This window comes from Pantoea sp. M_9 (assembly GCF_008631385.1).
Taxonomy (GTDB): Bacteria; Pseudomonadota; Gammaproteobacteria; order Enterobacterales; family Enterobacteriaceae; genus Pantoea; species Pantoea eucrina.
In genome coordinates, this window is sequence record NZ_VWUF01000009.1 from 43,394 (window position 1) to 69,290 (window position 25,897).

The window sequence follows — 25,897 nt, forward strand, 5'->3', positions numbered from 1 at the left end:
AAAAATCGTCAAATCTGAATAGCTATGCGGAAAATTATCGAATTAACGCTTTTCATAACAGCGGGTTATAGCCACAGAGTCTCAGCAGCATTTTATGCTACTGAGCTGCGCACGATTTAAGCTATCGCGCCGGGGGTTGCATTTACCGCAGTGAAAATGGTACTTATCTGGCCGCTGTTCAGCAGGTATCAACTCAGGCTGTATCCTTGCGCTGGTGCAAACCGCCGGCAGAACAAAGCGGAATACAGCCCATTATAACCCTCTATTTTATCGGGCTTTTGCTCACTTCCCTGTGTGTATCATCTCCTGCACCTTCGCAGCAGAGCAAAGGGGTTTTAACTGAGGAAATAACGCGTTATGAAAGGTTTTAAACTCACCCTCGCCTGGCAGATCCTGATTGCCCTGATCCTCGGCATTATCGTAGGAACCGTGCTGCATAATCAGCCAGACGATCGTGAATGGTTAATCACCAATATACTTACCCCTGCCGGTGATATCTTCATTCATCTGATCAAGATGATTGTGGTGCCGATTGTTATTTCCTCGCTGATTGTTGGCATTGCCGGCGTCGGGGACGCGAAAAAACTCGGGCGTATCGGGGTGAAAACCATTATCTATTTTGAAGTGATCACCACCATTGCCATTGTGGTCGGCATCACGCTGGCTAACGTATTCCAACCCGGCAGCGGCATTGATATGTCAACGCTGGCAACGGTGGACATCTCTAAATATGAAGCTACCACCGAAGCGGTTCAGGGCGCGCCTCATGGCCTGGTCAGCACCATTCTGTCGCTGATCCCGCAGAACATCTTCGCCTCGCTGGTTAAAGGCGATATGTTGCCGATTATTTTCTTCTCGGTGCTGTTCGGCCTGGGTCTGTCGGCGCTGCCGTCGGAACATCGCGATCCGCTGGTCGGCTTGTTCCGCTCGGTATCAGAAACCATGTTCAAAGTGACTCACATGATCATGCGGTATGCGCCGGTGGGCGTATTTGCACTGATTGCGGTGACCATTGCGAACTTCGGTTTTGCATCGCTCTACCCGCTGGCGAAACTGGTGCTGCTGGTCTATGCCGCCATCCTGTTTTTCGCCTTTGTCGTGCTCGGTGCGGTCGCGCGCTTCTGCAAGCTGCGTATTACGACCCTGATGCGTATTCTGAAAGATGAGCTGATTCTGGCCTACTCTACCTCCAGTTCAGAGACGGTGCTGCCGCGCATTATGCAGAAGATGGAGGCGTATGGTGCGCCGAAAGCGATCACCAGCTTTGTGGTGCCTACCGGCTACTCCTTCAACCTGGATGGCTCTACGCTCTATCAGAGTATTGCCGCCATCTTTATTGCTCAGCTTTACGGCATTGACCTGTCGCTGACCGATGAGATCATCCTGGTGCTGACGCTGATGGTAACCTCAAAAGGGATTGCCGGTGTGCCGGGCGTCTCCTTCGTGGTGCTGCTGGCAACGCTGGGCAGTGTGGGTATCCCGCTTGAAGGGCTGGCGTTTATCGCAGGCGTTGACCGCATCATGGATATGGCGCGTACGGCGCTGAACGTGGTAGGAAATGCGCTCGCTGTGCTGGTTATTGCGCGCTGGGAAAATCAGTTTGATGCTAAGCAGGCTGCTGCCTACGAGCTGCAGCTGCGTACGCAAAGCGCCACCTGAGTCGTTCCTGAGCAAAATAAAACCCGCCGCTGGCGGGTTTTTTTATGTCTGCAGACGTGAAAACAAAAAATTCTGCGCCGCTGCACATGAATTAACAATTCTTTATGGTATAAATTTTTCAGAATAAATTATTCATTCGCAGGAGCGTAATATGACCCTTGATCTCAACAAAATGATCACCGAGAGCCGCAATCCGGCCAGCCAGAATATTGACGAGCTCAGCACGGAGGCGATGCTGCGCGTCATTAATGATGAAGATAAAAAAGTGGCGCTGGCGGTAGAGGCGATTGTGCCGCAGATCGCACAGGTTACGGAGGCGATTGCGCACGCCTTTAGCCAGGGCGGACGACTGATTTACTGCGGCGCCGGTACCTCCGGCCGGCTCGGTATCCTGGATGCCAGTGAGTGTCCGCCTACTTTTGGTACGCCGCGCGGTCAGGTGGTAGGGCTGATTGCCGGCGGGCATACGGCGATCCTGCAGGCGGTAGAGAATGCGGAAGATAACGCCGAACGGGGTGCACAGGATCTGGCGGATATCGGTTTCAGCGCCCGGGACGTGCTGGTCGGGATTGCGGCCAGCGGCCGCACCCCCTATGTGCTGGGCGCGCTCGCTTACGCACGTGAACAGGGCGCGTTTACCGCCGCGCTGACCTGCAATCCCGACAGCGCGATGGCGCAGGCGGCTGATGTCGCGCTGACGCCAATTGTGGGGCCGGAGATCGTCACCGGCTCGTCGCGTATGAAGGCGGGCACGGCACAGAAACTGGTGCTGAATATGCTGAGCACCGGCGCGATGATCCGCAGCGGCAAGGTGTATGGCAACCTGATGGTGGACGTGGAAGCCACCAATCAGAAACTGGTTCAGCGTCAGATAAACATTGTTAAGCAGGCCACCGAATGCGACGACGCCACGGCTCAGCAGGCGCTGACGGCGTGCGGCGGCCACTGCAAAACTGCTATCGTTATGGTGCTGGCGGGCCTGACGGCGGAAGAGGCGCGCGCGCTGCTGGATCAGAATCGCGGGTTTATCCGCGCCGCGTTACGTGACCCGGGAGTACGCTGATGGCCGCAATTACTGAAACGCTGCTGCGCGATATTCTGCGGGCCGTAGGCGGGCCGCGTAACGTAGCGATGTGCGGCAACTGCATGACCCGCCTGCGCCTGACGCTGGTGAATGCTGCGCTGGCGGATAGCCCCCGGCTGAAACAGCTGCCGGGCGTACTGGGTGTGATTGTCAGCGACGCCCAGCTGCAGATTGTTCTGGGGCCGGGCAAGGCGCAAACCGCAGCGGAAAAGATGCAGCTATTGCTCAATGAAGGCGCGCCGGCGCAGGATCTGCAGACCATCGCCCAGGCACAAAAGCAGCAGATAAAAGCGAAACAGAGCAGTGCGCTGCACCGCTTTCTCGCCTGCTTTGCCACCATTTTTACGCCGCTTATTCCGGGATTTATCGGCGCTGGCCTGCTGCTCGGCTTTGCCACCCTGACTGAGCAGCTGTTTCACCTTAATCAGCCGGGTGAGCACGCCCCGTGGCTGCTGGCAACCGTGGCCTACATGAAAGTGTTTGGCAAAGGATTGTTTACCTTTCTCAGCATTCTGATCGGCTATAACGCTCAGAAAGCGTTTGGCGGCACCGGCGTCAACGGCGCGATTATCGCCTCGCTGTTTGTGCTCGGCTACAGCCCGGAAGCCACCGTCGGATACTACAGCGGGATGGAGAACTTTTTCGGGCTGACGATCGATCCGCGCGGCAATATTATCGGCGTGCTGCTGGCCGCGATATTTGGTGCATGGACAGAGAAGCAGCTGCGTAAAATCATTCCCGATAACCTGGATATGATCCTTACCTCGCTGCTGACGCTGCTGATTACCGGCGCCGTGACGTTTCTGCTCATTATGCCGGTAGGAGGGGAACTGTTTAAAGGCATGTCGTGGCTGTTTATTCACCTTAATAACAACCCGTTTGGCTGTGCCATCCTGGCCGGGCTGTTTCTAATTGCGGTGATGTTTGGTATCCACCAGGGCTTTATTCCGGTCTATTTCGCGCTGATGGAGACGCAGGGCTTTAATTCGCTGTTTCCCATACTGGCTATGGCGGGAGCGGGGCAGGTCGGCGCCTCGCTGGCGCTGTGGTGCAAAGCTGGAAAAACGTCGCTGCTGCGCAGCCAGATCAAAGGAGCCATTGTGCCGGGGCTGCTGGGCGTCGGGGAACCGCTGATTTACGGGGTCACGCTACCGCGCCTCAAGCCTTTTATCACCGCCTGCTGCGGGGGGGCACTGGGCGGCTTCTTTATCGGTCTGGTGGCCTGGCTCGGCCTGCCGGTAGGGATGAATACGGTGTTTGGCCCCTCCGGCCTGGTGACGCTGCCGCTGATGACGTCAGCACAGGGCATTTTTGCCGGCATGGCGGTCTATCTTGCCGGTCTGCTGGTCGCCTGGACGGGCGGGTTTCTCTTCACCTGGTGGTGGGGCATGAAAAATATCGATTTGGGTTAACGCCCGTTGCGGGCGCTGCTGCGCCCGTAAATATTTTCTGTTTCCTCCATTTTGGCTAAATAATGGTGTGAGCCGCAACGCATAATCCTGTTTCCATCCATCCATTTTAACCATTAAATACAATGCCTTATCAAGATTTCTCTTTTTTAGCAGCAAGAATTAAATCATCAGCGCTTAAGTCGTTCCGCTAATCAGCCGATAGATCCGGAATAATGTTTATCAGCCTGAATTGACCAGGGATCTCTGTATGCGCAATAACCAGCCCGTTACACAGCGTGAATTCGTTTTCGATGACGATGCAACGCTGATGTCGACTACCGATCTCAGCAGCCATATCACCTACGCCAATGACGCTTTTATTGAGGTCAGCGGCTTCACGCCGGAAGAAGTAAACGGCCAGCCCCATAACATAGTGCGCCATCCGGATATGCCACCCGAAGCGTTTGCCGATATGTGGCATACCCTGAAACAGGGGCAGCCCTGGAGCGCGCTGGTGAAAAACCGGCGTAAGAATGGCGATCACTACTGGGTACGGGCCAATGCGGTGCCGGTGGTACGCGAAGGATGCGTGCGCGGCTATATGTCGGTACGGACCAAACCTGCAGCAGCAGAAGTGCAGCAGGCTGAGGCCTTGTACCGCGATTTCCGCGAAGGGCGCAGCAAAGGACGCTGCTTCTATAAAGGATTGATTATCGGCAGCGGCTGGCGCCGCGCCACGTCACTGCTGAAAACGCTGCCGCTGCGCTGGCGCATTCGTTCAGCGCTGGCGCTGCTGCTACCGCTGGTCGCGGGCAGCGCCTGGGGGGCAGGCCTGACGGGGCTGGCACTCGGCGGCTTCAGCGTTGCGACGGCGCTCTGTTTGCTGCTGGCGAGCCTCTGGCTGGAGCAGCAAATTTCACGCCCCATCGAGCGGATGTGCCAGCAGGCGCTGAGCGTGGCGACCGGCAACAGCCATAAAGTCGATCAGCCCGATCGCGTGGATGAAATCGGCATGACGCTGCGCGCCATTGGTCAGCTGGGGCTGATGTTCCGCTGGCTGGTGGATGACGTCAGCGGCCAGGCGATCAACGTTCTCAGCGCCAGTGATGCGATGGCGCGCAGCAACAGTGAGCTCTCCCGTCGTACCGAACAGGCAGCCGCTAACGTGCAGCAGACGGCCGCCACCATGAATGAGATGACGGCCACCGTGAAGAGCAACACGGAAACCGCCAGCGAGGTCAATACGCTGTCGGGCACCACCAGCCACGCCGCCATCAAAGGTGGCGAGGTGATGCAGGAGATGGCGGGCATGATGGGCGATATCGCCGACAGTGCAAAGCGCATCGCCAGCATCACCAGCGTGATTGACAGTATCGCCTTTCAGACCAATATCCTCGCGCTCAATGCGGCGGTAGAGGCGGCGCGGGCCGGTGAGCAGGGCAAAGGGTTTGCCGTGGTCGCGGGTGAAGTGCGCAATCTCGCGCAGCGCAGCGCAAAAGCCGCCAGCGAAATTAAGACGCTGGTGGAGACCAGCGCCAGCCGCGTAGCGTCAGGCAACGACTATGCGGCAGCCGCAGGTCGCACCATGCAGGATATTGTCAGCCAGGTGCAGAACGTGACGACGCTGATTGCGCAGATCAGCGCAGCCACCGCCGAGCAGGCCACGGCGCTGAGCGAGGTGAGTACGGCGGTAGAAGATCTGGATGATATCACTCATCAAAACGCCGCGCGCGTGGCTGAAGGCGCAGAAGCCTCAGCCCGCATGGCGCATCAGGCGAACCGTCTGGTTGAGGCGATTAGCGTCTTCCGCTAACGCTTACGCCACTTCCCGCCCGGCGCGCAGCGCGCCGGGTGACGTGCCCGTTATCCGTTTAAAGGCGCGGCTGAACGCAGCCAGCGACCCGTAACCAAGCTCAAACGCGATGCTCTCTACCGCCTCGCCCTGCTCAATACGCTCTTTCGCCAGCCGCATACGCAGTTCGGTAAGATAGCGCAGCGGCGTCATGCCGGTGGCGTTCTGAAAGCGGGCAGCAAACACCGATCGCGAACTGCCGGACGCACGCGCCAGCCGCTCTACCGTCCAGTTTTCTCCCGGCGCACGGTGCATCGCCGCCATCGCCAGGCTCAGGCGCGGATCGCGCAGCGCCTGAACCAGACCGCTGCCGGCGCCGCAGCCATTCTCTACCCAGCCGCGCACGATCTGCGCGGCCACCACATCCGCCAGCCGCGACAGAATACCGGCGAAGCCCGCTTTGCGCTGGCGGGTTTCCCGCTCCATCGCATCCAGAATCGGCTGGATTTCCGGATACTGTCCCAGCAGGGTGCTGACCAGCATGACATCCGGCATGGTGTGTACCAGCGGCTGCATACCGCCCAGTTCAAACGCCATGCAGGCGCTGAACAGGATCACGTCGCTATCCGCCGGACAGAGATCGGCATCCGCCGCATCGTTGATCGCGCAGACGCTGGGGCAGATAGGCTTACTGTTAAACGTGGTGATCGGTTCACAATGCGCCGTCTCATCTGAGACCAGCGCATGCGCTTTTCCATGCGGGATCAGTAATGCATCGCCCGCCTGCAGCGGGTAGATCGTACCGGAAGCAGCACGCAGCAGCAGCGTACCGCGCCCGACAAAATGCAGCTGCGCCCGGCCAGGCGCGTCGTCATACTGCAGGCCAAAAGGCGCATGCAGCGCAATACGCTGATATTTTACGCCGTACAGGCGCATGCCCATCAGCAGTTCGCTGGTTAAATCTTCATAACGGCTCATCGCAATCCAGACGAATTATCAACTAATAAACTTTCTGTATCATAGATCGTCTTGTTGCAGCGCTCTATCCTTAGCGAAACTATTTTTTTGTGATGGGGATCGCAAATGAGTCTGGAAACTGAACTGACAGCCACCGGTGCGGTGGCAGAAAAACCCGCGTGGGGCGCGGTATTTGCCATGGCGTTTGGCGTATTTGGCCTGATCACCGCTGAGTTCCTGCCGGTCAGCCTGCTGACGCCGATAGCCGCGTCGCTGCAGGTCAGCGAAGGTCAGGCGGGGCAGACGGTGACGGTGACCGCGCTGGTTGCGCTGCTCACCAGCCTGGTAATCGGTACGCTTACGCGGCGGTTCGATCGCCGTCTGGTGATGCTGGCATTTACCCTGCTGCTTATCGCCTCGGCGCTGCTGGTGGCGCTGGCGGACAGTCTGCCGATGATCCTGCTGGCGCGCGTGCTGCTGGGTATGGCGATTGGCGGCTTCTGGACGCTGTCAACCGCCATCACCATGCGACTGGTGCCGGCGGAGCAGGTGCCGCGCGCGCTATCGATTGTCTTTAGCGGCATCTCGCTGGCGACAATTATTGCGGCACCGCTCGGCAGCTATCTCGGCGATGTGATTGGCTGGCGCAACATTTTTCTGATGACGGGGCTGCTGGGCGTGCTGGCGCTGCTGTGGCAGTTCTTTACGCTGCCGGCAATGCCACCGGAAAACCGGACGCAAAGCGGCGGCGTGCTTGATCTGCTGCGGCAGGGCGTTATGCGCTGGGGCATGCTGGCGGTGATCCTGATGTTTACCGGCCATTTTGCTTTCTTTACCTACCTGCGACCTTATCTGGAAGGCAGCGCGCAGCTTAACGTTAATCAGCTGTCGCTTGCGCTGCTGGCGTTTGGAATAGCTAACTTCTTTGGCACCTCGCTGGCGGGCGTGCTGGTTACGCGCAGCGTCTCGCTGACGCTGACCGGGATGGCGCTGCTGATGAGCGTGACGGCGGTGGTACTCTCTGCGATGGCGCAGCTGCCGTGGCTGGCAGGGGCCGGTGTGGCGCTATGGGGACTGGCATTTGGCTCGATGCCTACCGGCTGGTCAGCGTGGATTTCGCGTGCCGTGCCTGATGATGCAGAGTCGGGCGGTGGACTGCTGGTGGCGACCATTCAGCTGGCGATCACGGCGGGCGCGGCGGCCGGCGGCTGGATGTTTGACCTGCAGGGCGCGGGCGGCGTCTTTATGGCAAGCGGCGTCATGATGCTGCTGGCGGCGGTAACCATCTATACGCGCGTCAGGCAGCACGGCTAAGGTGCAGCGGCAGGGCTTTTTCTGATTCAGGGGCGGCGTGTGCCGCCCTTTGCATTTCCGCGCTTTGCTTTGACGGTTTTCTGCACAGATGCGCTACCTTTAGTGACAACTACACCAGGGGGAAAAAAGCGATGAGCCAGTTTTTTATGCATGAAAAGAACGATCTGGTTAACGAAGCCATCGAAGGTATTTTACTCAGCACGCCGTGGCGTAACCTGCGTCGTCTCGATTTGGGCGATGAGATCCGCATTGTGGTGCGTTCAGACTGGGATAAAAGCAGAGTGGCGCTGATCTCAGGTGGCGGATCGGGCCATGAGCCGGCGCACGCCGGGTTTGTCGGCAAAGGGATGCTGACGGCGGCCGTCTGCGGCGATATTTTCGCCTCGCCCAGCGTGGAGGCGGTGCTTAACGCCATTATCAACGTGACCGGTGACGCGGGCTGTCTGCTGATCGTTAAAAACTACACCGGCGATCGCCTTAATTTTGGTCTGGCGGCTGAGAAAGCCAAAAACCTGGGCTATCACGTTGAACTGGTCATGGTCGAGGATGATATTGCGCTGCCTGAGAACCCGCAGCCGCGCGGTCTCGCCGGCACTGCACTGGTGCATAAAATTGCGGGCTATGCGGCTGAACACGGGCATTCACTGCAGGAGGTAAAGGCGCTGGCGCAGCGGGCGATTGAAGCCACTTCCTCTATTGGTCTGGCATTTGCGACCTGCCATCTTCCGGGTGAGAAGCGCGAAGCGCGCGTGGCGCCAGGCCACAGTGAGCTCGGTATGGGCATTCACGGCGAGCCGGGGGTCGTTACGCTGGATACGCAGGACAGCGGAAAAATTACCGGCCTGATGACGGATAAACTGGCGCAGGCGCTGCCGGATGGTAAGCAGGCGCTGTTACTTATCAACAATTTAGGCGGTTTTTCGCAGCTGGAGCTGGCGCTGCTGACGCGCGAAGTCCTGCGCACGCCGCTGGCCGCGCGTACTACCCATCTTATCGGTCCCGCTACGCTGGTCAGCGCGCTGGATATGAAAGGCTTCTCGTTATCCGTGCTGGCGCTGGAAGAGCCGTTCCTGCTGGCGCTGCAGGCACCGGTGCAGGTGCAGGGCTGGGTTGCGCCCTATGAGTTTGCGCCCATCAATCTGCAGACGGCGGAGAAAGTCAGCAGCGCGCTTGACTTTGATCCCTCAGAAAATGATGAGGTGGCGGGCTGGATCACGCGCGTGACGCAGACGCTCATCGATCTGGAGAGTGAACTGAATGCGCTGGACGCAAAGGTTGGCGATGGTGATACCGGCTCCACGTTTGCTGCGGGTGCAAAACGTATTCAGCGCGCGCTGCAGGAGAAGCAGCTGCCGCTAAACGAGCTGCCGACGCTGATTGCGCTGATTGGCGAGCAGCTGGCAGGCGCGATGGGCGGCTCCAGCGGCGTACTGATGTCCATTCTGTTTACCTCCGCCGGACAGCATCTGGAAGAGGGCAGCTCACTGCCGGAGGCGCTGATGCAGGGGCTGGAGCGCATGAAGCACTATGGCGGCGCGCAGCCGGGCGACCGCACGCTGATTGATGCGCTGCAGCCGGCGCTGGAAAAACTGGTGGCGGGCGAATCACTGACGGCTGCCGCTCAGGCGGCGGCGCAGGGCGCAGAGGCCACGGCGCAGATGAACAGTGCGAAAGCGGGACGCTCAGCCTATCTCAACCAGCAGAGTCTGGATGGGGTAAAAGATCCCGGTGCGTATGCGGTAGAGAAGGTGTTTCAGGTGATGGCAGGCTGAGTTGCCTGCCAGAGTGACACCGCGGTGAGCTGCGCCCGTCTTCCCGGCAATGCAGAAGGCGGGCGCAGGACGCCGTTACTCGCCGGCTGGCTCTTTCGCCGCCTCGCGCAGCATCTCCTGATGCGGGATATCCTGCAGGATCTGCTCAAAGCTGCGCAGACGCTTGTAGATAGACATCAGCTCGACCAGCGTTGACCAGGAGGTGATCAGATACTGGAAGGAGGAGCGTACCTGGTCAAACACGTTAAGGATCTGATTCATCAGGCCCAGCGTCAGCGCACCGGCCACGATCGCCGGAAACAGCAGAAACACGCCAAATACATTATCTACCTGCAGGTAGAGAAAGCGCGTGACGTTGAAATAGAGGTAGTGGAAGTAGAGCCGGAAATAGTTGTAGCGCACCCGGCTGAACAGCGCCTGTACCGTTGGCGGTGACGCGCGCGTCGGATCGTCTTCGCCATAAACCAGCTCTTTTCGATAGGCCGCTTCCACCCGCTGATTGCGGAACTCCAGTCCCGGCAGCTTAATGCCGACCAGCGCCAGCAGCGCAGTGCCGAACACCGACCAGAGGATAGCGGCGATCACCAGGCCATAGGGTATCGAACCGAGAATCGGAATATCTTTCACATGTTTCGACAGCGCCAGCAGCACCGGCAGGAACGCTACCAGCGTCATGATCGCCTTAATAAAGCTGACGCCCCAGTCCTCCAGCGTGGTGGAGAAACGCATCGTATCTTCCTGCACACGCTGAGCTGCCCCCTCCACATGCCGCAGACGCTGCCAGTTGTGCATGTAATAGCTGTTCATCGCGGTACGCCAGCGGAAAATCCAGTGGCTGATAAAAAAGACGTTGGCGACCAGGATCGTCACGGCGATAAGCGCAATGCCGAGAAAGTCGCTGATCTCGCTGTAAAACTGGGTGATCTGTACGGCGCCCGCTTTGGTCAGCGCTTTCTGGATCAGATCGTAAAACGGCTCATACCAGGCGTTGACTGCCACGTTGACCTGGACGTTGAACCAGGTGACGAAGATGATGAGCGCCGTGCCCCAGACCGACCAGCGCTGCCACGGATGGCGATCGATTATCATCCACGCTAGGGCAAACAGCGCAACCGCTGACCAGTAGTAGCCGTAAAACCAGAGCTGGCTGGCGTGAATAAACCGGCTGGCATTGGTTGGCAGCGGCTGCTGCATCGCGGCCTGCAGTGCGGGCCAGCGCGCCGGCAGATCGCTGAAAAAGCCAAACCAGGCAAAGATAACAAGCACACTCCAAATCGCTGCCGAGCTGAAAAATGCGCCGGGCCGCGGAAAAAAGGATTTAAACATAAGCACTCCGCTGTGGTGTAGACACGTTTATACCGTTATTTCTGTTTATCTGTCTGTAGTGGGTTGTTTCTGAGCATGACAATCCCGCCGCTGGAATGTAAACCAGCGCGGGAAAATGTTAAGTATTTTGTGCGTAATTGTTTCGTAAAACTAAATTACTCGCCGTTTAGGTGTTACAATTGTCACTTTGTTACCGGTAACAAACGTGCTGTATCCCTTAAGTCAAGAATAAAAACCATTACAACGCAACTACTTAACCTTCCATGCCGCATTATATGTGGTACTGAGGCAATGTCATGTCAGAACAAAAAAAGGGTCATTCACGTCGTGATTTCCTGCTGAGGACGATCACTCTTGCACCCGCTATGGCGGTCGGCTCAACCGCTATGGGCGCGCTGGTGGCACCTGCCGCCGCCGCCAGCGATGCAGCCGCGCCAGCGCAGCCGGCACGCGACTATCAGCCAGGCTGGTTTACCGCCGAAGAGTTTGCCTTCATCACCGCCGCCGTGGCGCGGCTGATCCCCAGCGACGAGCGCGGTCCGGGCGCGCTGGAAGCAGGCGTACCGGAATTTATCGATCGTCAGATGAATACGCCGTACGCCACCGGCAGCAACTGGTATATGCAGGGGCCTTTTCACCCGGATATGCCGAAAGAGCTGGGCTACCAGCTGCCGCTGGTGCCGCAGCAGATTTATCGCTTAGGCATTGCCGACGCCGACGCCTGGAGTCAGAAACAGCATGGCAAGGTGTTCGCCAGCCTGAGCGGCGAACAGCAGGATGCGCTGCTGAGCGCGTTTGAAACCGGCAAGGCTGAGTTTGCCCAGCTGCCGGCAAAAACCTTTTTCTCTTACCTGCTGCAGAATACCCGCGAAGGCTTTTTCTGCGACCCGATTCATGGCGGCAACCAGGGCATGGTGGGCTGGAAGCTGATTGGCTTCCCGGGCGCCCGCGCCGACTTTATGGATTGGGTAGAGCGCGGTGAACGTTATCCGTTCCCGTCAGTCGATATTCGCGGAGCGAGGGCGTAAGCGTGGCAAACGAATTAAAAAAAATTGATGCAGTGATTGTGGGGTTTGGCTGGGCAGGCGCCATTATGGCGAAAGAGCTGACCGAAGCGGGTCTTAACGTCGTTGCGCTGGAGCGCGGTCCGCATCGCGATACCTATCCTGACGGCTCTTACCCGCAGTCGATTGATGAACTGACCTACAACGTTCGCAAAAAGCTGTTTCAGGACCTCTCTAAAAGCACCGTGACCATCCGTCACGATGCGTCGCAGACCGCGGTGCCTTATCGTCAGCTGGCCGCTTTTCTGCCCGGCACCGGCACCGGCGGTGCGGGCCTGCACTGGTCCGGCGTGCATTTCCGCGTCGATCCGGTTGAGCTGAATCTGCGCAGCCATTATGAGCAGCGCTACGGCAAAAGCTTTATTCCGGAAGGCATGACCATTCAGGATTTTGGCGTCAGCTACGATGAGCTGGAGCCATTCTTCGACAAAGCGGAGAAGGTATTTGGCACCTCCGGCAGCGCCTGGTCAATCAAGGGCAAAGTGGTCAATAACGCACACGGCGGCAACCCGTTTGCGCCGGATCGCTCCAGCGACTTTCCCCTGCCGGCGCAGAAGCGTACTTACTCTGCGCAGCTGTTTGCGCAGGCGGCAGAGTCGGTTGGCTATCACCCTTATGATATGCCATCAGCGAACACCTCCGGGCCCTACACCAATACCTACGGCGCACAGATGGGGCCGTGCAACTTCTGCGGCTTCTGCAGCGGCTACGCCTGCTACATGTATTCCAAAGCGTCGCCTAACGTCAATATCCTGCCGGCGCTGCGTCAGGAGCCGAAGTTTGAGCTGCGCAACAATTCATACGTTCTGCGCGTCAATCTGACCGATGATAAAAAGCGCGCTACCGGCGTGACCTACCTTGATGGTCAGGGACGTGAAGTGGTGCAGCCGGCCGATCTGGTGATCCTCTCCGCCTTCCAGTTCCACAATGTTCATCTGATGCTGCTCTCCGGGATCGGCAAACCTTACAATCCGATCACTAATGAGGGCGTGGTGGGACGCAACTTCGCCTATCAGAATCTCTCAACGCTAAAAGCGCTGTTTGATAAAAACACCACCACCAACCCGTTTATCGGCGCAGGCGGGGCAGGTGTGGCGGTAGATGATTTTAACGCGGACAACTTTGATCACGGGCCGCACGGTTTTGTCGGCGGGTCTCCTTTCTGGGTTAACCAGGCCGGCACCAAGCCTATCTCCGGCGTGCCGGTGCCAGCCGGTACGCCAGGCTGGGGCAGCCAGTGGAAAGCGGCGGTAGCCGATACCTATACGCACCATGTTTCCATGGATGCGCACGGCGCGCACCAGTCCTATCGCGCGAATTATCTCGATCTCGATCCCAACTATAAAGATGCGTACGGCCAGCCGCTGCTGCGTATGACCTTTGACTGGCAGGATAACGACATCAAAATGGCGCAGTTTATGATTGGCAAGATGCGCAAAATCACCGAGGCGATGAACCCGAAAACCATCATCGGCTCCGCCAAAGCGCCGGGAACCCATTTTGATACGACCTCCTATCAGACCACGCATATGAGTGGCGGTGCGATCATGGGTGAAGATCCGCAGACCAGCGCGGTCAACCGCTATCTGCAGAGCTGGGATGTGCCCAACGTCTTTGTGCCGGGGGCGTCAGCTTTCCCGCAGGGGCTGGGCTATAACCCGACCGGTATGGTCGCTGCACTGAGCTACTGGTCAGCGAGGGCGATCCGCGAACAGTATCTGAAAAACCCGGGACCGCTGGTACAGGCATAAGGAACATGACGATGATGAAATCAGTTTTGGCCCTGATGCTGGGCACCCTGACGTTCAGCGCGCTGGCTGACGATGTGGCCGCTGAATCGCTGATCAAACGCGGTGAATATCTGGCGCGCGCCGGGGACTGCGTGGCCTGCCATAGCGCGGCCGGCGGCAAGCCGTTTGCCGGCGGACTGGCAATGGCGACGCCGATTGGCACAATCTACTCCACCAATATCACCCCCGATAAAGCGACCGGCATTGGTGACTACAGCTATGACGACTTTCAGAAAGCGGTGCGTCATGGCGTAGCGAAAAATGGCGATACGCTCTATCCGGCAATGCCTTATCCCTCTTACGCGGTTGTCAGCGATGAGGATATGAAAGCGCTTTACGCTTATTTTATGCACGGCGTGGCGCCGGTCAGCCAGGCGAACAAAGAGAGCGACATTCCCTGGCCGCTCTCCATGCGCTGGCCGCTGGCGATCTGGCGCGGCATCTTTGCGCCGGACGTGAAAGCGTTCCAGCCCGCCGCACAGGAAGATCCGGCGCTGGCGCGCGGACGCTATCTGGTTGAAGGGCTCGGACACTGCGGAGCGTGCCATACGCCGCGCAGCATTACGATGCAGGAGAAGGCGCTGAATAACGGTGACGGCAGCGACTACCTTGCCGGCAGCAACGCACCGATCGATGGCTGGACCGCCAGCAATCTGCGCGGCGACAACCGTGACGGGCTGGGCCGCTGGAGCGAAGAGGAGCTGAAGCAGTTCCTGCGCTTTGGCCGCAACGATCACACCGCGGCGTTTGGCGGTATGACCGAGGTGGTTGAACACAGCCTGCAGCACCTCAGCGATGAGGATATCAGCGCGATTGCGAAGTACCTGAAGTCGCTGGGCGCCAAAGATCCGCAGCAGGCGGTATTTACTCCGGATGATACGGTAGCGAAAGCGCTGTGGCACGGCGATGACAGCCAGCCGGGCGCGTCAGTCTATGTGGACAGCTGTGCTGCCTGCCATAAAACTGACGGTTCAGGCTATCAGCGTTTCTATCCGGCGCTGCGCGGCAATCCGGTCGTGATGGCTGACGATCCAGCTTCGCTGATTCACATTGTGCTGGTGGGCGGTACGCTGCCGGGCGTGAAGGGCGCACCAACGGCCATCACCATGCCGGCGTTTGGCTGGCGTCTCAGCGACCAGCAGGTTGCGGACGTGGTGAACTTTATTCGCAGCAGCTGGGGCAACGGCGTTACCACCCGCGTAACGGCTGGCGACGTGGCGAAACAGCGTAAGGATAAAACGGTACAGCCTTATCAGGGCAGCGCGGATATCCACGCATTAGAGAAATAAGCGCGCCTGCGGTGCGTTAATTATCCGGGCCTGGTGCCCGGATTTTTTATGGGCGAAAAACAGCGGCGAATCAGTCAAAGCCAGGGCGGGCGGGGGCTGAACGCGATCGTCTACACTTAGTGGTGAGTGCAAAAGCTCACTAACTGATAAGCGGAGGGAACGATGCAAGTAAGTCCTTATTTGTTTCTGTATGGTCGCTGTGAAGAAGCCATCGAATTTTACCTGCAGGCCACCGGCGGCAAAGTGCTGCAAAAAATGACCTTCGGCGATAATCCGGAGCAGGGAGAGCAGGTGGGCGATAAATCCGCACCGCCGCTGCCGCCGGAAAAAATCATGCATGCACATCTGCAGATTGGTCAGGGCGAGCTGATGCTGAGCGACGGCGATACCAGCAAGCCACCGGCGTCCGAGCACGCTGGTTATGCGGTAAGCCTGGCAACCACCGATGAGAAAGAGGGCAAAGAGTGGTTTGATAAACTCTCTGCCGGCGGCAAAATCACGACCGAATGGCAGAAAACATTCTGGTCAGACGGCTTCGGCATGTTTATCGATAAGTTCAACATTCCGTGGCGCATCAACGTCGTGAAATCGCAGGATTAACGCCTCTGTTTTTGCCCCTCCGGCGCTGCATCCGGCGGGGCAAAACTGCCGCACTTAGAAGTTGTAACCTGCCACCAGATAGTAACCCCAGCCGGTTGATTTCACTTCAAATGGACCATTGCCAAAATTCAGCTCCTGACCATCCGCCCACTGACCGCCGTTATGGAAATAACGCGCAACGGCAGAGACGTGCCAGTGATCGTAGTTCAGCGATAAAATATGGCTTGAGGCAACAGAGTTGCTGGTGCGCGAGCGGTCAGATTTATCGCGCAGATCGGAGCCCCAGTCAAAGTTGGTAAAGCCGATATAGCTCAGCTTGCCGCCCCACAGGTCGGTAATTGGCACAAAGTATTTTACCTTGAAGCGGTAACCATCCCAGCTGTTCTCGTTGGCCGCACCGTAGTTTTCCCACTGATATTTGGCGTAAACGTTAAGCGAGAGACCGACATCGCTGTGGGTGTCGATATCGGTACCGAGACCCATATACCAGGTGTTCTGCCGGTTGTCGCTGTTGCGGCCCATATCGTAGATATAGTTGTTGGCAAAGAACCACTCTTTAAACGGACCGAATGCCAGGCTGGTGCCCGCCAGTTTGTCGAGCGACAGGCGCGGCTCAACTTCCATAAACAGCGGCGTGCCGTGATCGAAGATGCCATTGGCGTTGCTGTTGCCCGCACCGAAGAAGTTTGGCAAATCGATGTAGCCGTAAAAATCGAACCACTCCTGTTTGGTAAAGGCTTCATATTCCAGGTAGACATCGTTATTAAACTGCGGCCCGAAACGGGTATGGGTGCTGCCCACCACGTTTACGCTCTGATGCCACCAGTCAGACAGATATTGCGGGTCGCTCTCTGCCTGCGCTGCGCCCATTCCGCTACCAATCAGTAATGCACCTGCTATCAACGATTTAAATTTCATTATTGTTTAACCACTTGCTGAGGATCGCCGCAGAGATGCCACGATCGAATGAGTACGTTCCCGGGTATTGAGCAGTATGCGGCGATAACGCGTGCTGACTGCCAGCCTTCAGGCCCGCGTAATGTGCCTGTAACAGAGCGTTAGAAAATAGATTTTCATCACATTTGTCAAAAAGTGTTGCAATAGGATTCAGTTATTTTGTGACAATTGTCACATATTCTATCTGCAGCGAACGGAACTCCGCAACCGTTTACGTGGTCGCGAAGAGATGTGATTGGGTTGGGGGACCGGGGGGCTGGTTCCGTTCGCCGTCAGCTGCGGCGGCAGCTTGTGCCCCGTCGCGGCGATGCTGCCCCGGCGCCGGTTCCGTTCGCCGTCAGCTGCGGCGGCAGCCTGTGCCCCGGTGCGGCGACCGGGCAGAGGACGCCTGGCCGCGCCCTCTGCACTCCCCGGCCCTGCGCCAGCCCCGTCCGCCGCTGCGCGGTTCCCTCGCTCNCGCTCCTGCTCACCGCGCCCTTTCGCCGACGTCCTGTCGGCTCATCCCGGAACCGTGCCCTCCCTCGGCGGACCCGGATGGCGCTTCCCGCCGCTGCCGCTCTTTTTTCTTTATGTTGTTTTTTCATGGCTGGCAGTCCTGCACCTGAGCTTCAGGCTTCGCCACTTTTAAGAATGAAAAAATGAATTTACAGGCGGGAGGGGGGCGCCATCCGCAGCGCCGGGCGCAGAGTGACGGCCAGGGCGAGCCGGCAGGACGCCGGCGAGAGCGCGGGCTGAGCAGGAGCGAATCCGCGCGGTCCGTTAAGGCCGGAGGGATAAGCCCGGGAATTCGCGAGGACGGCGCGGGGCGCGGATTGCTAAGGGGCGCGCCCAACCGCCCCTTAGCCCGTCCGCGTGCGGAAATGCCGCTGAAACTGCCGGAAGCCTGGCGGGCGGAACACTCTCAGTGCCCCGCGCTGCCGCAACCAGCTCAGCGGACCCGGATGGCGCTTCCCGCAGCGCCGGGCGCAGAGTGACGGCCAGGGCGAGCCGGCAGGACGCCGGCGAGAGCGCGGGGTGAGCAGGAGCGAATCCGCGCGGTCCGTTAAGGCCGGAGGNCAGAGTGACGGCCAGGGCGAGCCGGCAGGACGCCGGCGAGAGCGCGGGGTGAGCAGGAGCGAATCCGCGCGGTCCGTTAAGGCCGGAGGAATAAGTCCGGGAATTCGCGAGGACGGTGCGGGGCGCGGATTGCTAAGGGCGCGCCCACCCGCCCCTTAGCCCGTCCGCATGCGGAGATGCCGCTGAAACTGCCGGAAGCCTGGCGGGCGGAACCCCCTCAGTGCCGCGCGCTGCCGCACCCAGCCCCGCGCTGCTTAGCGCCAGCCCGTTATGGCAACGTCACCCGCACCCGCAGTCCGCAGCGCTCGCCCTGAGGGGTAAGACAGTTAGAGAGCGCCACCTGCATCTGATGCTTCTGCGCCACGCTGCGCACAATCGACAGGCCGAGACCGCTGCCCTGCGCCTGTACGTCCGGTGAACGGGTAAAGCGGTCAAACGCCCGCTCAAGAAACGATTCCGGCATACCGGAACCGTTATCGACGATATCGACCACCGTACGATCGCCTGTGCGGTGCAGCAGCACATCGACCAGGCTTCCTTCTGGCGTATGCAGCATTGCGTTGCCGATGACGTTATCAAACAGAGTGCGCAGCTCAGAGCGGCTGGCCTGCAGCCGGTAGCGTGTGCTGCCGCTATAGCCGATATCGATGCCGCGCTTATCGGCAACCACCATCAGCTGCTCAATACTCTCCTTCAGCAGATCGTCGAGTTCGATTGTTTCCGCGACCGGCACCGCGGACCGATCCTCCTGGCGTGACACATCCAGCAGCTGCGTCACCAGATGACGGGTGCGGGTGACGCCCGCTTCCAGCTGATCAAACTGACGGCGCGCCTCGCCGGGCTGAATATGCTGGCGCAGATTCTCCAGCTGCAGCGTAACCGCGGTGACCGGCGTGCGCAGCTCATGCGCGGCATCCTCCAGAAACTGCCGCTGGGCGGACCAGGCGGCGCGCAGCTTATCCAGCAGCGCATTATAGGCGGCGACCAGCGGCAGCACTTCGTCAGGCAGGCCATCTGGCGATACCGTATGCGGGTGCAGGCTCTCCTGCGCCGCGATCTGCCGGGATGCCACCAGCAGATTGCGCGTAATGGCGCGTACGATCAGCCAGATCAGCAGCAGCGACAGCGGCATCATCAGGATCAGCGGGATCACCGCCGAGAGCACGCGTTTTACCATCAGGCTTTTCATGTAGCCGATATTATGCAGCACCTGAACCGTGCCGATTTCACTGCCCGCTTCGCCAGGGCGGGTATAGACGCGCCATTCACAATCGTCACCGCAGTCGCCAAGGCGTAAATCGGACCAGCCGTGCACCGCCTGCAGCGGAGCTTTCAGCGCCGGCCACGAGCTGGCACGCAGCTGATTATGCGTATCCCACAGCTGGACAATGTAAGCACTTTTGAGCCGGTCCTGATCGGGGATCGTCGGGATCAGCGCGGGCATGGTCTGACTGGCTGACCAGACGTCGGCCACTTTTGCGAGCTGATCGTCCTTCATCGAGCCCATCATGTCGCCGTAGCAGTGGAAGAAGTACCAGGTTACGCCACCAATCATCGCCAGATGCAGCAGCACCAGACTCATCAGCAGCTTATTGCGCAGGGAGCGCAGAAACGTAAAATTTTTCATTGTGCCGGTACCCGCCAGCCGAGGCCGCGCACGTTGCGAATCGCTTCGTTGCCCAGTTTGCGCCGCATGCCGTGGATCAGCACATCAACGGCGTTGCTGGTGACCTCTTCGCCCCAGCCATAGATGCGATTCTCCAGCTGTTCGCGTGAAAGAATCGCGCCGGGCCGCTCCAGCAGCGCATAGAGCAGTGCATATTCGCGAGCGGTAAGCTGTTCACGCTGGCCCTTATAGAGCACTTCGCGCGTCATCATATCCAGCTGCACGTCGCCGCTGCCGAGCAGCGAGTCGGCGGCACCGTGGCGGCGCCGGGTGATAGCGCGCATACGTGCCAGCACCTCCTGCAGATCAAAGGGCTTGAGCAGGTAATCATCCGCGCCGCTATCCAGCCCCTGAATACGCTGGGCAACGCTGTCCCTGGCGGTCAGCACCAGTACCGGCGTCATATCACCGCGCGCGCGGGCGCGCCGCAACACGTCAATACCATCTTCACGCGGCAGGCCAAGATCGAGCAGCACGCAGGTGTAATTGCTTTCCGACCAGGCGTGCGAGGCAAACCGGCCGTCGCGTACCCAGTCCACCGACCAGCCTGCGGCTTCCAGCGCCTGCTGCAGGTTGGCACCAATCATTTCATCATCTTCTACCAGCAGCACGCGCATGGAGTCTCCTTATCAGTGTGGGGCAGTGTAACGCCGCATTCTTAGCGAAAAATTATCACCGCTGAATTTTACCGCTGCGCGCTTTGCTAATTCTGCGCTAATTCTTCGCTAATTAAGGGATAAATCTCCTGCGCTACAGTGGCTCTTCAGGAACAGTCTGTTAAGCCGGAGGGTGCGATGAATCAGCGAGAGTTTATCCGTAGTTTACTGGAGTGGATTGAAGATAACTTAGGCCACGATCTGCATCTGGATGAGGTGGCGCGTCGGTCGGGCTATTCACGCTGGCATCTGCAGCGTCTGTTTCGTCAGCACACCGGTTTTTCACTGGCTGAGTATATCCGCCAGCGCCGCCTGACTGAATCGGCGTTAACGCTGCTTAACAGCGACGACGCCATTTTACAGGTCGCCATGAACTACGGTTTTGATACGCAGCAGGCCTACACCCGCACCTTCAAAAATTATTTTCGCATTACGCCAGGCCAGCTGCGCCGTCAGCGTCGCGTTGAGCCGGAGCGGCTGCTGCTGCCTTTTGCCGTCGCCGTGTGACCGGCCAGCAGCGCAAAGAAAAGCGGGTGCAGAACAGCGCAATACCTTTTAAGCTGCGGGTCATGTTTCTCTGACAGCCGGACCCATGAACCCTGGTGATAATCTGACAGCCATGCTGCTGTTCGCGCACGTAGCGGAGCGGCAAAGCTTTAGCGAAGCCGCGCGTATCCTCGGCGTCTCCAAATCCTATGTCAGCCGTGAAATTGCCCGGCTGGAGGTGCGGCTGGGGATCAAACTGCTGCAGCGTACCACGCGTCATGTTGCGCTGACCGGACACGGGCAGGCGTACTACCCCTTCTGCCTGCGTATGCTGGACGAGCTGCATCAGGCGGATGCGTTTGTGCAGCAGCTGCACCAGCTGCCGGCCGGTAATCTTCGCCTGCAGGCCCCGGTAACCTTTGGCTGCCAGTGTGTAGCGCCAGTGGTGGACGCCTTTATTCGCCGGCATATTCATCTGCATGTGGATCTGGATCTTACCACCAGCGAAGACCCTCACCCCGATGCTGATGTCGCCATTGTGGTCCGCAGCCGCGCGCCGCAGGAAGGCGCCTGGCGCGAACTCAGTGTCATCGACTGGGGCCTTTACGCTACGCCCGGCTACCTGGCCGCGCATCCGCTGATTGATCATCCGCGCGCCCTGGCCCGCCACAACCTGCTGCTGTTTCACGGGCCGGCACATACCGCCGCTCTGCCGTTCCGGCGTGATAAGCAGCGGCTGGCGCTGGAAGTGCGCAGCCGCTTGCGCGCCAACAACAGCATGGCGCTGCTTAACGCGGCGCTGGCCGGCGGCGGCATTGCCTATCTGCCCTCCTATATGACGCGTGAGGCGCTGGCGCGCGGCGATATCCAGCCGGTGCTGAGCGACTGGCAAATGGATCGTTTTCACAGCTATCTGCTGCTGAAAGAGCAGCCGCAGCCCTCCTCTCCGGTTACGCAGCTTTGCGATGCGCTGATCACCGCGCTGCAGACACCCTGACTGTTGCTGTGTGGCAACAGTAGCAGGCTGGCAGGTAACTCTCCGGCGCCCTCTGTTTTCTCTCTCTCCGCACAGGTAGCCTGATAAAAAACAGCCTGCGGGAGAGGGTATGTCACACGCTTCAGTATCATTAACAGCTGAACAGCAACACTGGAAGTGCAACCTGCTGGTCTGCACCCTGGGGTCATTTACCACCATCGTCGCCATGACGCTGCTGCTGCCGTTTCTGCCGATCTATGTTCAGCAGCTTGGGGTTGAGGAGCCGGCGGCGATCGCCCGCTGGTCGGGTGCCGCCTATGCGGCCACGTTTCTGAGCGCCGCGCTGACGGCTCCGCTATGGGGCCGGCTGGCGGATCGCTATGGACGAAAACTGATGCTGATCCGCGCCAGTCTGGGCATGGCGATAGCCATGTCGCTGATTGGTATGGCAACCGCACCCTGGCAGCTGGTGGCGCTGCGTCTGCTGGCCGGGCTGCTGGGGGGATACGCTTCCGGATCCACGATTCTGGTCGCGGCGCAGACGCCGAAAGCCCATACCGGCTGGGCGCTGGGTATCCTCTCAGCGGGCATTATGGCGGGCAACGTCGCGGGGCCGCTGCTGGGCGGAATATTGCCGCCGCTGATTGGCATCCGTCACACCTTCTGGCTGACGGGCGCGGCGATCTTCCTCGCGTTTCTCGGCACGGCGTGTCTGCTGAAAGAGGCGCCGCGGCAGCCAAAAGGTGCCGCCACGGCAGGGCAGGTTGCTGATGAGCCGCCGGCGAATCTTCGGGTGGTGCGGCTGATGTGGCTCACGGCGATGCTGATGATGTTTGCCACCATGTCTGTTGAACCTATTATCACGCTCTATATTGCGCAGTTTGTGCAGGGAGAGCACGCGATAACCGTTAACGCCGGGATCGTGATGGCAGCGGCGGCGCTGGGAAGTATCCTTGCTGCGCCGCTGGCCGGGCGGCTGGCGGATCGCATCGGGCACGGACGTGTATTGCTTGCCGGGCTGGTGGCCAGCGCGCTGCTGCTGATCCCGCAGGCGTTTATCAGCCACGTATGGCAGCTTACCGGCCTGCGTTTTCTGATGGGCGTGGCGCTGGGTGGACTGCTGCCCTGCATTACCGCACTGATACGCCACCACGTTCCGCAGCAGCAGACGGGAAAAATGCTGGGCTATGCGACCTCGGCACAATATGCCGGGCAGGTGACCGGACCGCTCTGCGGCGGGATGATTAGCGGAGCGTTTGGCATGCAGCCGGTGTTTCTGCTCACCGCGCTGACGATGGCGCTGTGTGCTTTACTGGTACGCGGCGCAGTGCGGGAGAGACGGGACGCATAAAAAAGGCGGGCCACCGGCCCGCCTGATTTATTCTGCTGTTACGAAAGGTTATTTCGCATCCGGCAGTGCATAGGCAACTATATAGTCACCCAGTTTGGTGCCAAACGAGCCGTGACCACCAGCCGCGATGACAACGTACTGCTTGCCGTTCGCTTCATAGGTCATCGGCGTTGCCTGACCACCGGCTGGCAGACGCGCCTGCCACAGCATTTCACCGGTGTTGGTATCAAACGCACGCAGGTAGTTATCTGCCGTTGCGCCGATAAAGGCAACGTGTCCCGCCGTGGTGATTGGGCCGCCCAGCATTGGCATACCCATCTTAAACGGCAGCGGCAGAGGCGCGCTGTCGCGCACGGTACCAATGCGTTTTTTCCATACGGTTTCGTTGGTTTTCAGATCCACCGCTGAAATGTAACCCCAGGCTGGCTGTTTGCACGGCAGGCCGAAAGGTGACAGGAATGGATTCAGCTCAACGCCAAACGGCACGCCATACTGCGGCTGCACGCCGGTTTCAGTACCGGAACCGCCTTCCGCACCTTTCGGTGGCTCAGCCGGGTTGCCCGGTCCGCGTGGGATCAGCTTTGAGACAAACGGCAGCGCCATTGGGTTAGCGATGGCAATCTGACGATGTGGATCAACGGCGATACCACCCCATTCAAACATACCGAGGTTACCCGGGAAGACCAGCGTACCCTGTTCAGACGGCGGCGTGAACGGACCTTCATAGCGCAGGCGCTTGAAGATTACGCGGCACACCAGCTGGTCAAACATCGTCGCGCCCCACATATCCTTGTCAGTCAGGTTCTGTTTAGGACGGTAGGTTAGCTCAGAGTAAGGCTGCGTCGGTGATACGTGATCACCTTTCGCTGCGCCCTGCGGAACCGGGGTTTCCGGTGCCGGCACAACCAGCTTGCCGTTGCGGCGATCCAGCACAAAGATGTTACCGGTTTTCGCCGGCGCGTAGATCACCGGAACGGTGTTGCCATCTTTGTCGGTGATATCAGCCAGCGTCGGCTGAGAAGGCAGGTCCATATCCCACAGGTCGTGATGCACGGTCTGATAAGACCAGACCAGCTTACCGGTGGTGGCATTCAGCGCCAGAACGCTGTTCGCATAACGCTCCTGCTCAGGCGTACGGTTGCCGCCCCAGATATCCGGGGTGGAGACGCCCATTGGCAGATAAACGATATCCAGTTTCGGATCGTAAACCGCCGGTGCCCATGAGTTCGGTGAATTCAGGGTGTAGGTGTGCTCATCTTCCGGAATCGCGTTAGGATCTTTCGCGCCCGGATCGAATGCCCACAGCAGTTTGCCGGTGTTGACGTCAAAGCCGCGGATCACACCCGATGGCTCACGGGTAGAGTAGTTATCGGTTACAGCACCGGCGATCACGATAGTGGTATCGGTGATAATCGGTGGTGAGGTCGGTTCATACTGACCAGGGGTGGTAACCGGCTGCTTGTGCTGCAGGTCCAGCTCACCGTTGTTACCAAATGCCGGGCAGCGTTCGCCGGTTTCCGCATCCAGAGCAAACAGACGACCATCGTTGACCGGCAGATAGATGCGACGTGCGCAGAGTGCCGGCTGAGTTGCCGCGCTATCCGCTGCTGCAGGGGTTTCATGATAGGAAACGCCGCGGCAGGTGATGTGCTGGAAGGTCGGATTCTGCTTCAGCGCCGGATCAAACTTCCACTTCTGCTTACCGGTTGTGGCATCCAGCGCAAACAGGATCTGATGCGGCGAGCAGAGATAGAGCGTGTCGCGGATTTTAATCGGCGTCACTTCATCAGTGATTTCGCCCGGATCGTTAGCATTTTTCAGATCGCCGGTCTGAAACTGCCAGGCGACCTGCAGCTCTTTAACGTTGCTGGTGTTGATCTGCTTCAGCGGAGAAAAGCGGGTACCCTGCTGATCGCGCGCGTACGCCGGCCAGTCAGCATCAGCAATATTGCTGATAGGCTGGGTCTGCGGGGTGGTCGCTGCAGCGGGCAGTTTGCCGTTCAGCTCCTGCGGATCGTGGAAGACGGCCCATGCCAGAACCAGTACGCTGGCAATCAGCGCCACCAGCATTGCGCCTCTGCCGGCAGGATTGAACGTGCGATAGACGAAAGGCAGGATCAGCCAGATACCGAAAATCACCAGTACATCGGTGCGCGGTGCCAGCGCCCAGAAGTCAAAGCCAACTTCCCATACGCCCCAGATCAGCGTGCCGAGCAGCAGCAGCGCATACAGCAGCAGCGCGGCGCTGCTGCGACGCCAGAGCAGAACAGCGGTGATCAGCATCATCACACCGCCAATAACGTAGTACCAGGAACCTCCAATGGTGGCTAACCAAACGCCACCAACCAGCATAAACGCGCCCGTCAGCAGTGCGAACAGCACCGTGAGCAGGCGGATTACGCCAAAAGATGAGGAAGCTTTCCCCATAATATTGACCTCTTTCTTTGCCATAGAAAAACAAAGGAAACAACGCTTCAGGCTGTTTCCCGACATAGAGTACGAAGTGAGCAGAAATGTTCACGCAGCGTTCTTCCGTGACGCCATATGATCCCTTTGCGTTAAATTTTATCTTAAAAACGTTAACGAGTTTGCTTTTTTTAGCGGTTTTAACTCTGTCGGGCCAAATCAGACGACATTTTATGGCGGAATAGCGGCGTTAATTCCGATCAAATCGGGTTGCTGCGCCGCGAAGTAGCAGATTGTGTAAACGG

At 58.9% G+C, this 25,897-nt stretch carries 19 protein-coding genes; 13 read left to right on the forward strand and 6 right to left on the reverse strand.

Translation table 11 applies throughout. The annotated features are described in order from the left end of the window. Positions 1-357 precede the first annotated feature (357 nt). The 4 genes from gltP (at position 358) to F3I15_RS13255 (ending at position 5,947) form a co-directional block, all read left to right on the forward strand. Positions 358-1,659, forward strand: coding sequence for a glutamate/aspartate:proton symporter GltP (gene gltP, locus F3I15_RS13240; RefSeq protein ID WP_065650335.1), 1,302 nt, complete (start codon positions 358-360; stop codon positions 1,657-1,659). A 151-nt stretch (positions 1,660-1,810) separates the two neighbouring features. After that, a complete protein-coding gene (gene murQ, locus F3I15_RS13245) occupies positions 1,811-2,722 on the forward strand; it encodes an N-acetylmuramic acid 6-phosphate etherase (RefSeq protein WP_150018225.1) in 912 nt (303 codons plus the stop codon). Continuing rightward, positions 2,722-4,155: a PTS N-acetylmuramic acid transporter subunit IIBC gene (murP, locus tag F3I15_RS13250; RefSeq protein ID WP_150018226.1), complete on the forward strand. Its 1,434-nt coding sequence runs from the start codon at positions 2,722-2,724 to the stop codon at positions 4,153-4,155. The genes murQ and murP overlap by 1 nt, the downstream gene beginning before the upstream one ends. Before the next feature lie 247 nt (positions 4,156-4,402). Continuing rightward, positions 4,403-5,947, forward strand: coding sequence for a PAS domain-containing methyl-accepting chemotaxis protein (locus F3I15_RS13255; protein ID WP_150018227.1), 1,545 nt, complete (start codon positions 4,403-4,405; stop codon positions 5,945-5,947). 3 nt (positions 5,948-5,950) lie between these two features. Here the strand turns inward: F3I15_RS13255 and F3I15_RS13260 are convergent, their stop codons facing one another. Further along, positions 5,951-6,904 (reverse strand): AraC family transcriptional regulator, encoded by a 954-nt coding sequence (locus F3I15_RS13260; protein ID WP_150018228.1) that lies wholly within the window; start codon positions 6,902-6,904, stop codon positions 5,951-5,953. Positions 6,905-7,009: 105 nt separating this feature from the next. Here F3I15_RS13260 and F3I15_RS13265 point away from each other — a divergent pair, with 105 nt between their 5' ends. Together F3I15_RS13265 and F3I15_RS13270 are read left to right on the forward strand one after the other, a co-directional pair. Then, a complete protein-coding gene (locus tag F3I15_RS13265) occupies positions 7,010-8,197 on the forward strand; it encodes an MFS transporter (protein ID WP_150018229.1) in 1,188 nt (395 codons plus the stop codon). 131 nt (positions 8,198-8,328) lie between these two features. Beyond that, positions 8,329-9,969: a dihydroxyacetone kinase subunit DhaK gene (locus F3I15_RS13270; RefSeq protein ID WP_150018230.1), complete on the forward strand. Its 1,641-nt coding sequence runs from the start codon at positions 8,329-8,331 to the stop codon at positions 9,967-9,969. Between the two features lie 75 nt (positions 9,970-10,044). On the opposite strand, the gene sbmA is transcribed toward F3I15_RS13270, so the two are convergent. Continuing rightward, entirely contained in the window at positions 10,045-11,295 is a 1,251-nt protein-coding gene (gene sbmA, locus F3I15_RS13275) for a peptide antibiotic transporter SbmA (RefSeq protein ID WP_150018231.1), read from the reverse strand. Between the two features lie 296 nt (positions 11,296-11,591). Here sbmA and F3I15_RS13280 point away from each other — a divergent pair, with 296 nt between their 5' ends. From F3I15_RS13280 to yjdN, 4 genes are all read left to right on the forward strand, one after another. After that, positions 11,592-12,323 (forward strand): gluconate 2-dehydrogenase subunit 3 family protein, encoded by a 732-nt coding sequence (locus tag F3I15_RS13280; protein WP_150018232.1) that lies wholly within the window; start codon positions 11,592-11,594, stop codon positions 12,321-12,323. Positions 12,324-12,325: 2 nt separating this feature from the next. Beyond that, positions 12,326-14,110: a GMC family oxidoreductase gene (locus tag F3I15_RS13285; protein WP_150018233.1), complete on the forward strand. Its 1,785-nt coding sequence runs from the start codon at positions 12,326-12,328 to the stop codon at positions 14,108-14,110. Between the two features lie 11 nt (positions 14,111-14,121). Further along, a complete protein-coding gene (locus F3I15_RS13290) occupies positions 14,122-15,438 on the forward strand; it encodes a cytochrome c (protein ID WP_039382082.1) in 1,317 nt (438 codons plus the stop codon). Positions 15,439-15,600: 162 nt separating this feature from the next. Then, positions 15,601-16,038, forward strand: a complete 438-nt coding sequence (gene yjdN / locus F3I15_RS13295; RefSeq protein WP_039382083.1) for a VOC family metalloprotein YjdN — start codon at positions 15,601-15,603, stop codon at positions 16,036-16,038. A 54-nt stretch (positions 16,039-16,092) separates the two neighbouring features. Here yjdN and F3I15_RS13300 read toward each other — a convergent pair whose 3' ends face one another. From F3I15_RS13300 to F3I15_RS13310, 3 genes are all read right to left on the reverse strand, one after another. Then, entirely contained in the window at positions 16,093-16,956 is an 864-nt protein-coding gene (locus tag F3I15_RS13300) for a nucleoside-specific channel-forming protein Tsx (RefSeq protein WP_150018234.1), read from the reverse strand. A gap of 1,363 nt (positions 16,957-18,319) precedes the next feature. Next, positions 18,320-19,678 carry a HAMP domain-containing sensor histidine kinase gene (locus tag F3I15_RS13305; RefSeq protein WP_150018235.1) on the reverse strand — a complete coding sequence of 453 codons (1,359 nt, stop codon included), beginning with the start codon at positions 19,676-19,678 and terminating at the stop codon, positions 18,320-18,322. Continuing rightward, positions 19,675-20,334, reverse strand: a complete 660-nt coding sequence (locus tag F3I15_RS13310) for a response regulator (RefSeq protein ID WP_039382093.1) — start codon at positions 20,332-20,334, stop codon at positions 19,675-19,677. Before F3I15_RS13310 ends, F3I15_RS13305 begins: the two co-directional genes overlap by 4 nt. A gap of 177 nt (positions 20,335-20,511) precedes the next feature. Here F3I15_RS13310 and F3I15_RS13315 point away from each other — a divergent pair, with 177 nt between their 5' ends. The 3 genes from F3I15_RS13315 (at position 20,512) to F3I15_RS13325 (ending at position 23,186) form a co-directional block, all read left to right on the forward strand. Further along, complete coding sequence (locus F3I15_RS13315) at positions 20,512-20,880, forward strand: helix-turn-helix domain-containing protein (RefSeq protein ID WP_039382095.1); 369 nt, start codon at positions 20,512-20,514, stop codon at positions 20,878-20,880. A gap of 85 nt (positions 20,881-20,965) precedes the next feature. Further along, positions 20,966-21,856, forward strand: coding sequence for a LysR family transcriptional regulator (locus tag F3I15_RS13320; RefSeq protein ID WP_150018236.1), 891 nt, complete (start codon positions 20,966-20,968; stop codon positions 21,854-21,856). Positions 21,857-21,965: 109 nt separating this feature from the next. Continuing rightward, the gene (locus F3I15_RS13325) at positions 21,966-23,186 is read left to right on the forward strand and encodes an MFS transporter (protein WP_150018237.1); all 1,221 of its coding nucleotides are present in this window, start codon (positions 21,966-21,968) and stop codon (positions 23,184-23,186) included. Positions 23,187-23,234: 48 nt separating this feature from the next. Here F3I15_RS13325 and F3I15_RS13330 read toward each other — a convergent pair whose 3' ends face one another. Further along, on the reverse strand, positions 23,235-25,613 hold the full coding sequence (locus tag F3I15_RS13330; protein ID WP_150018238.1) for a glucose/quinate/shikimate family membrane-bound PQQ-dependent dehydrogenase: 2,379 nt from the start codon (positions 25,611-25,613) through the stop codon (positions 23,235-23,237). Positions 25,614-25,897 lie beyond the last annotated feature (284 nt).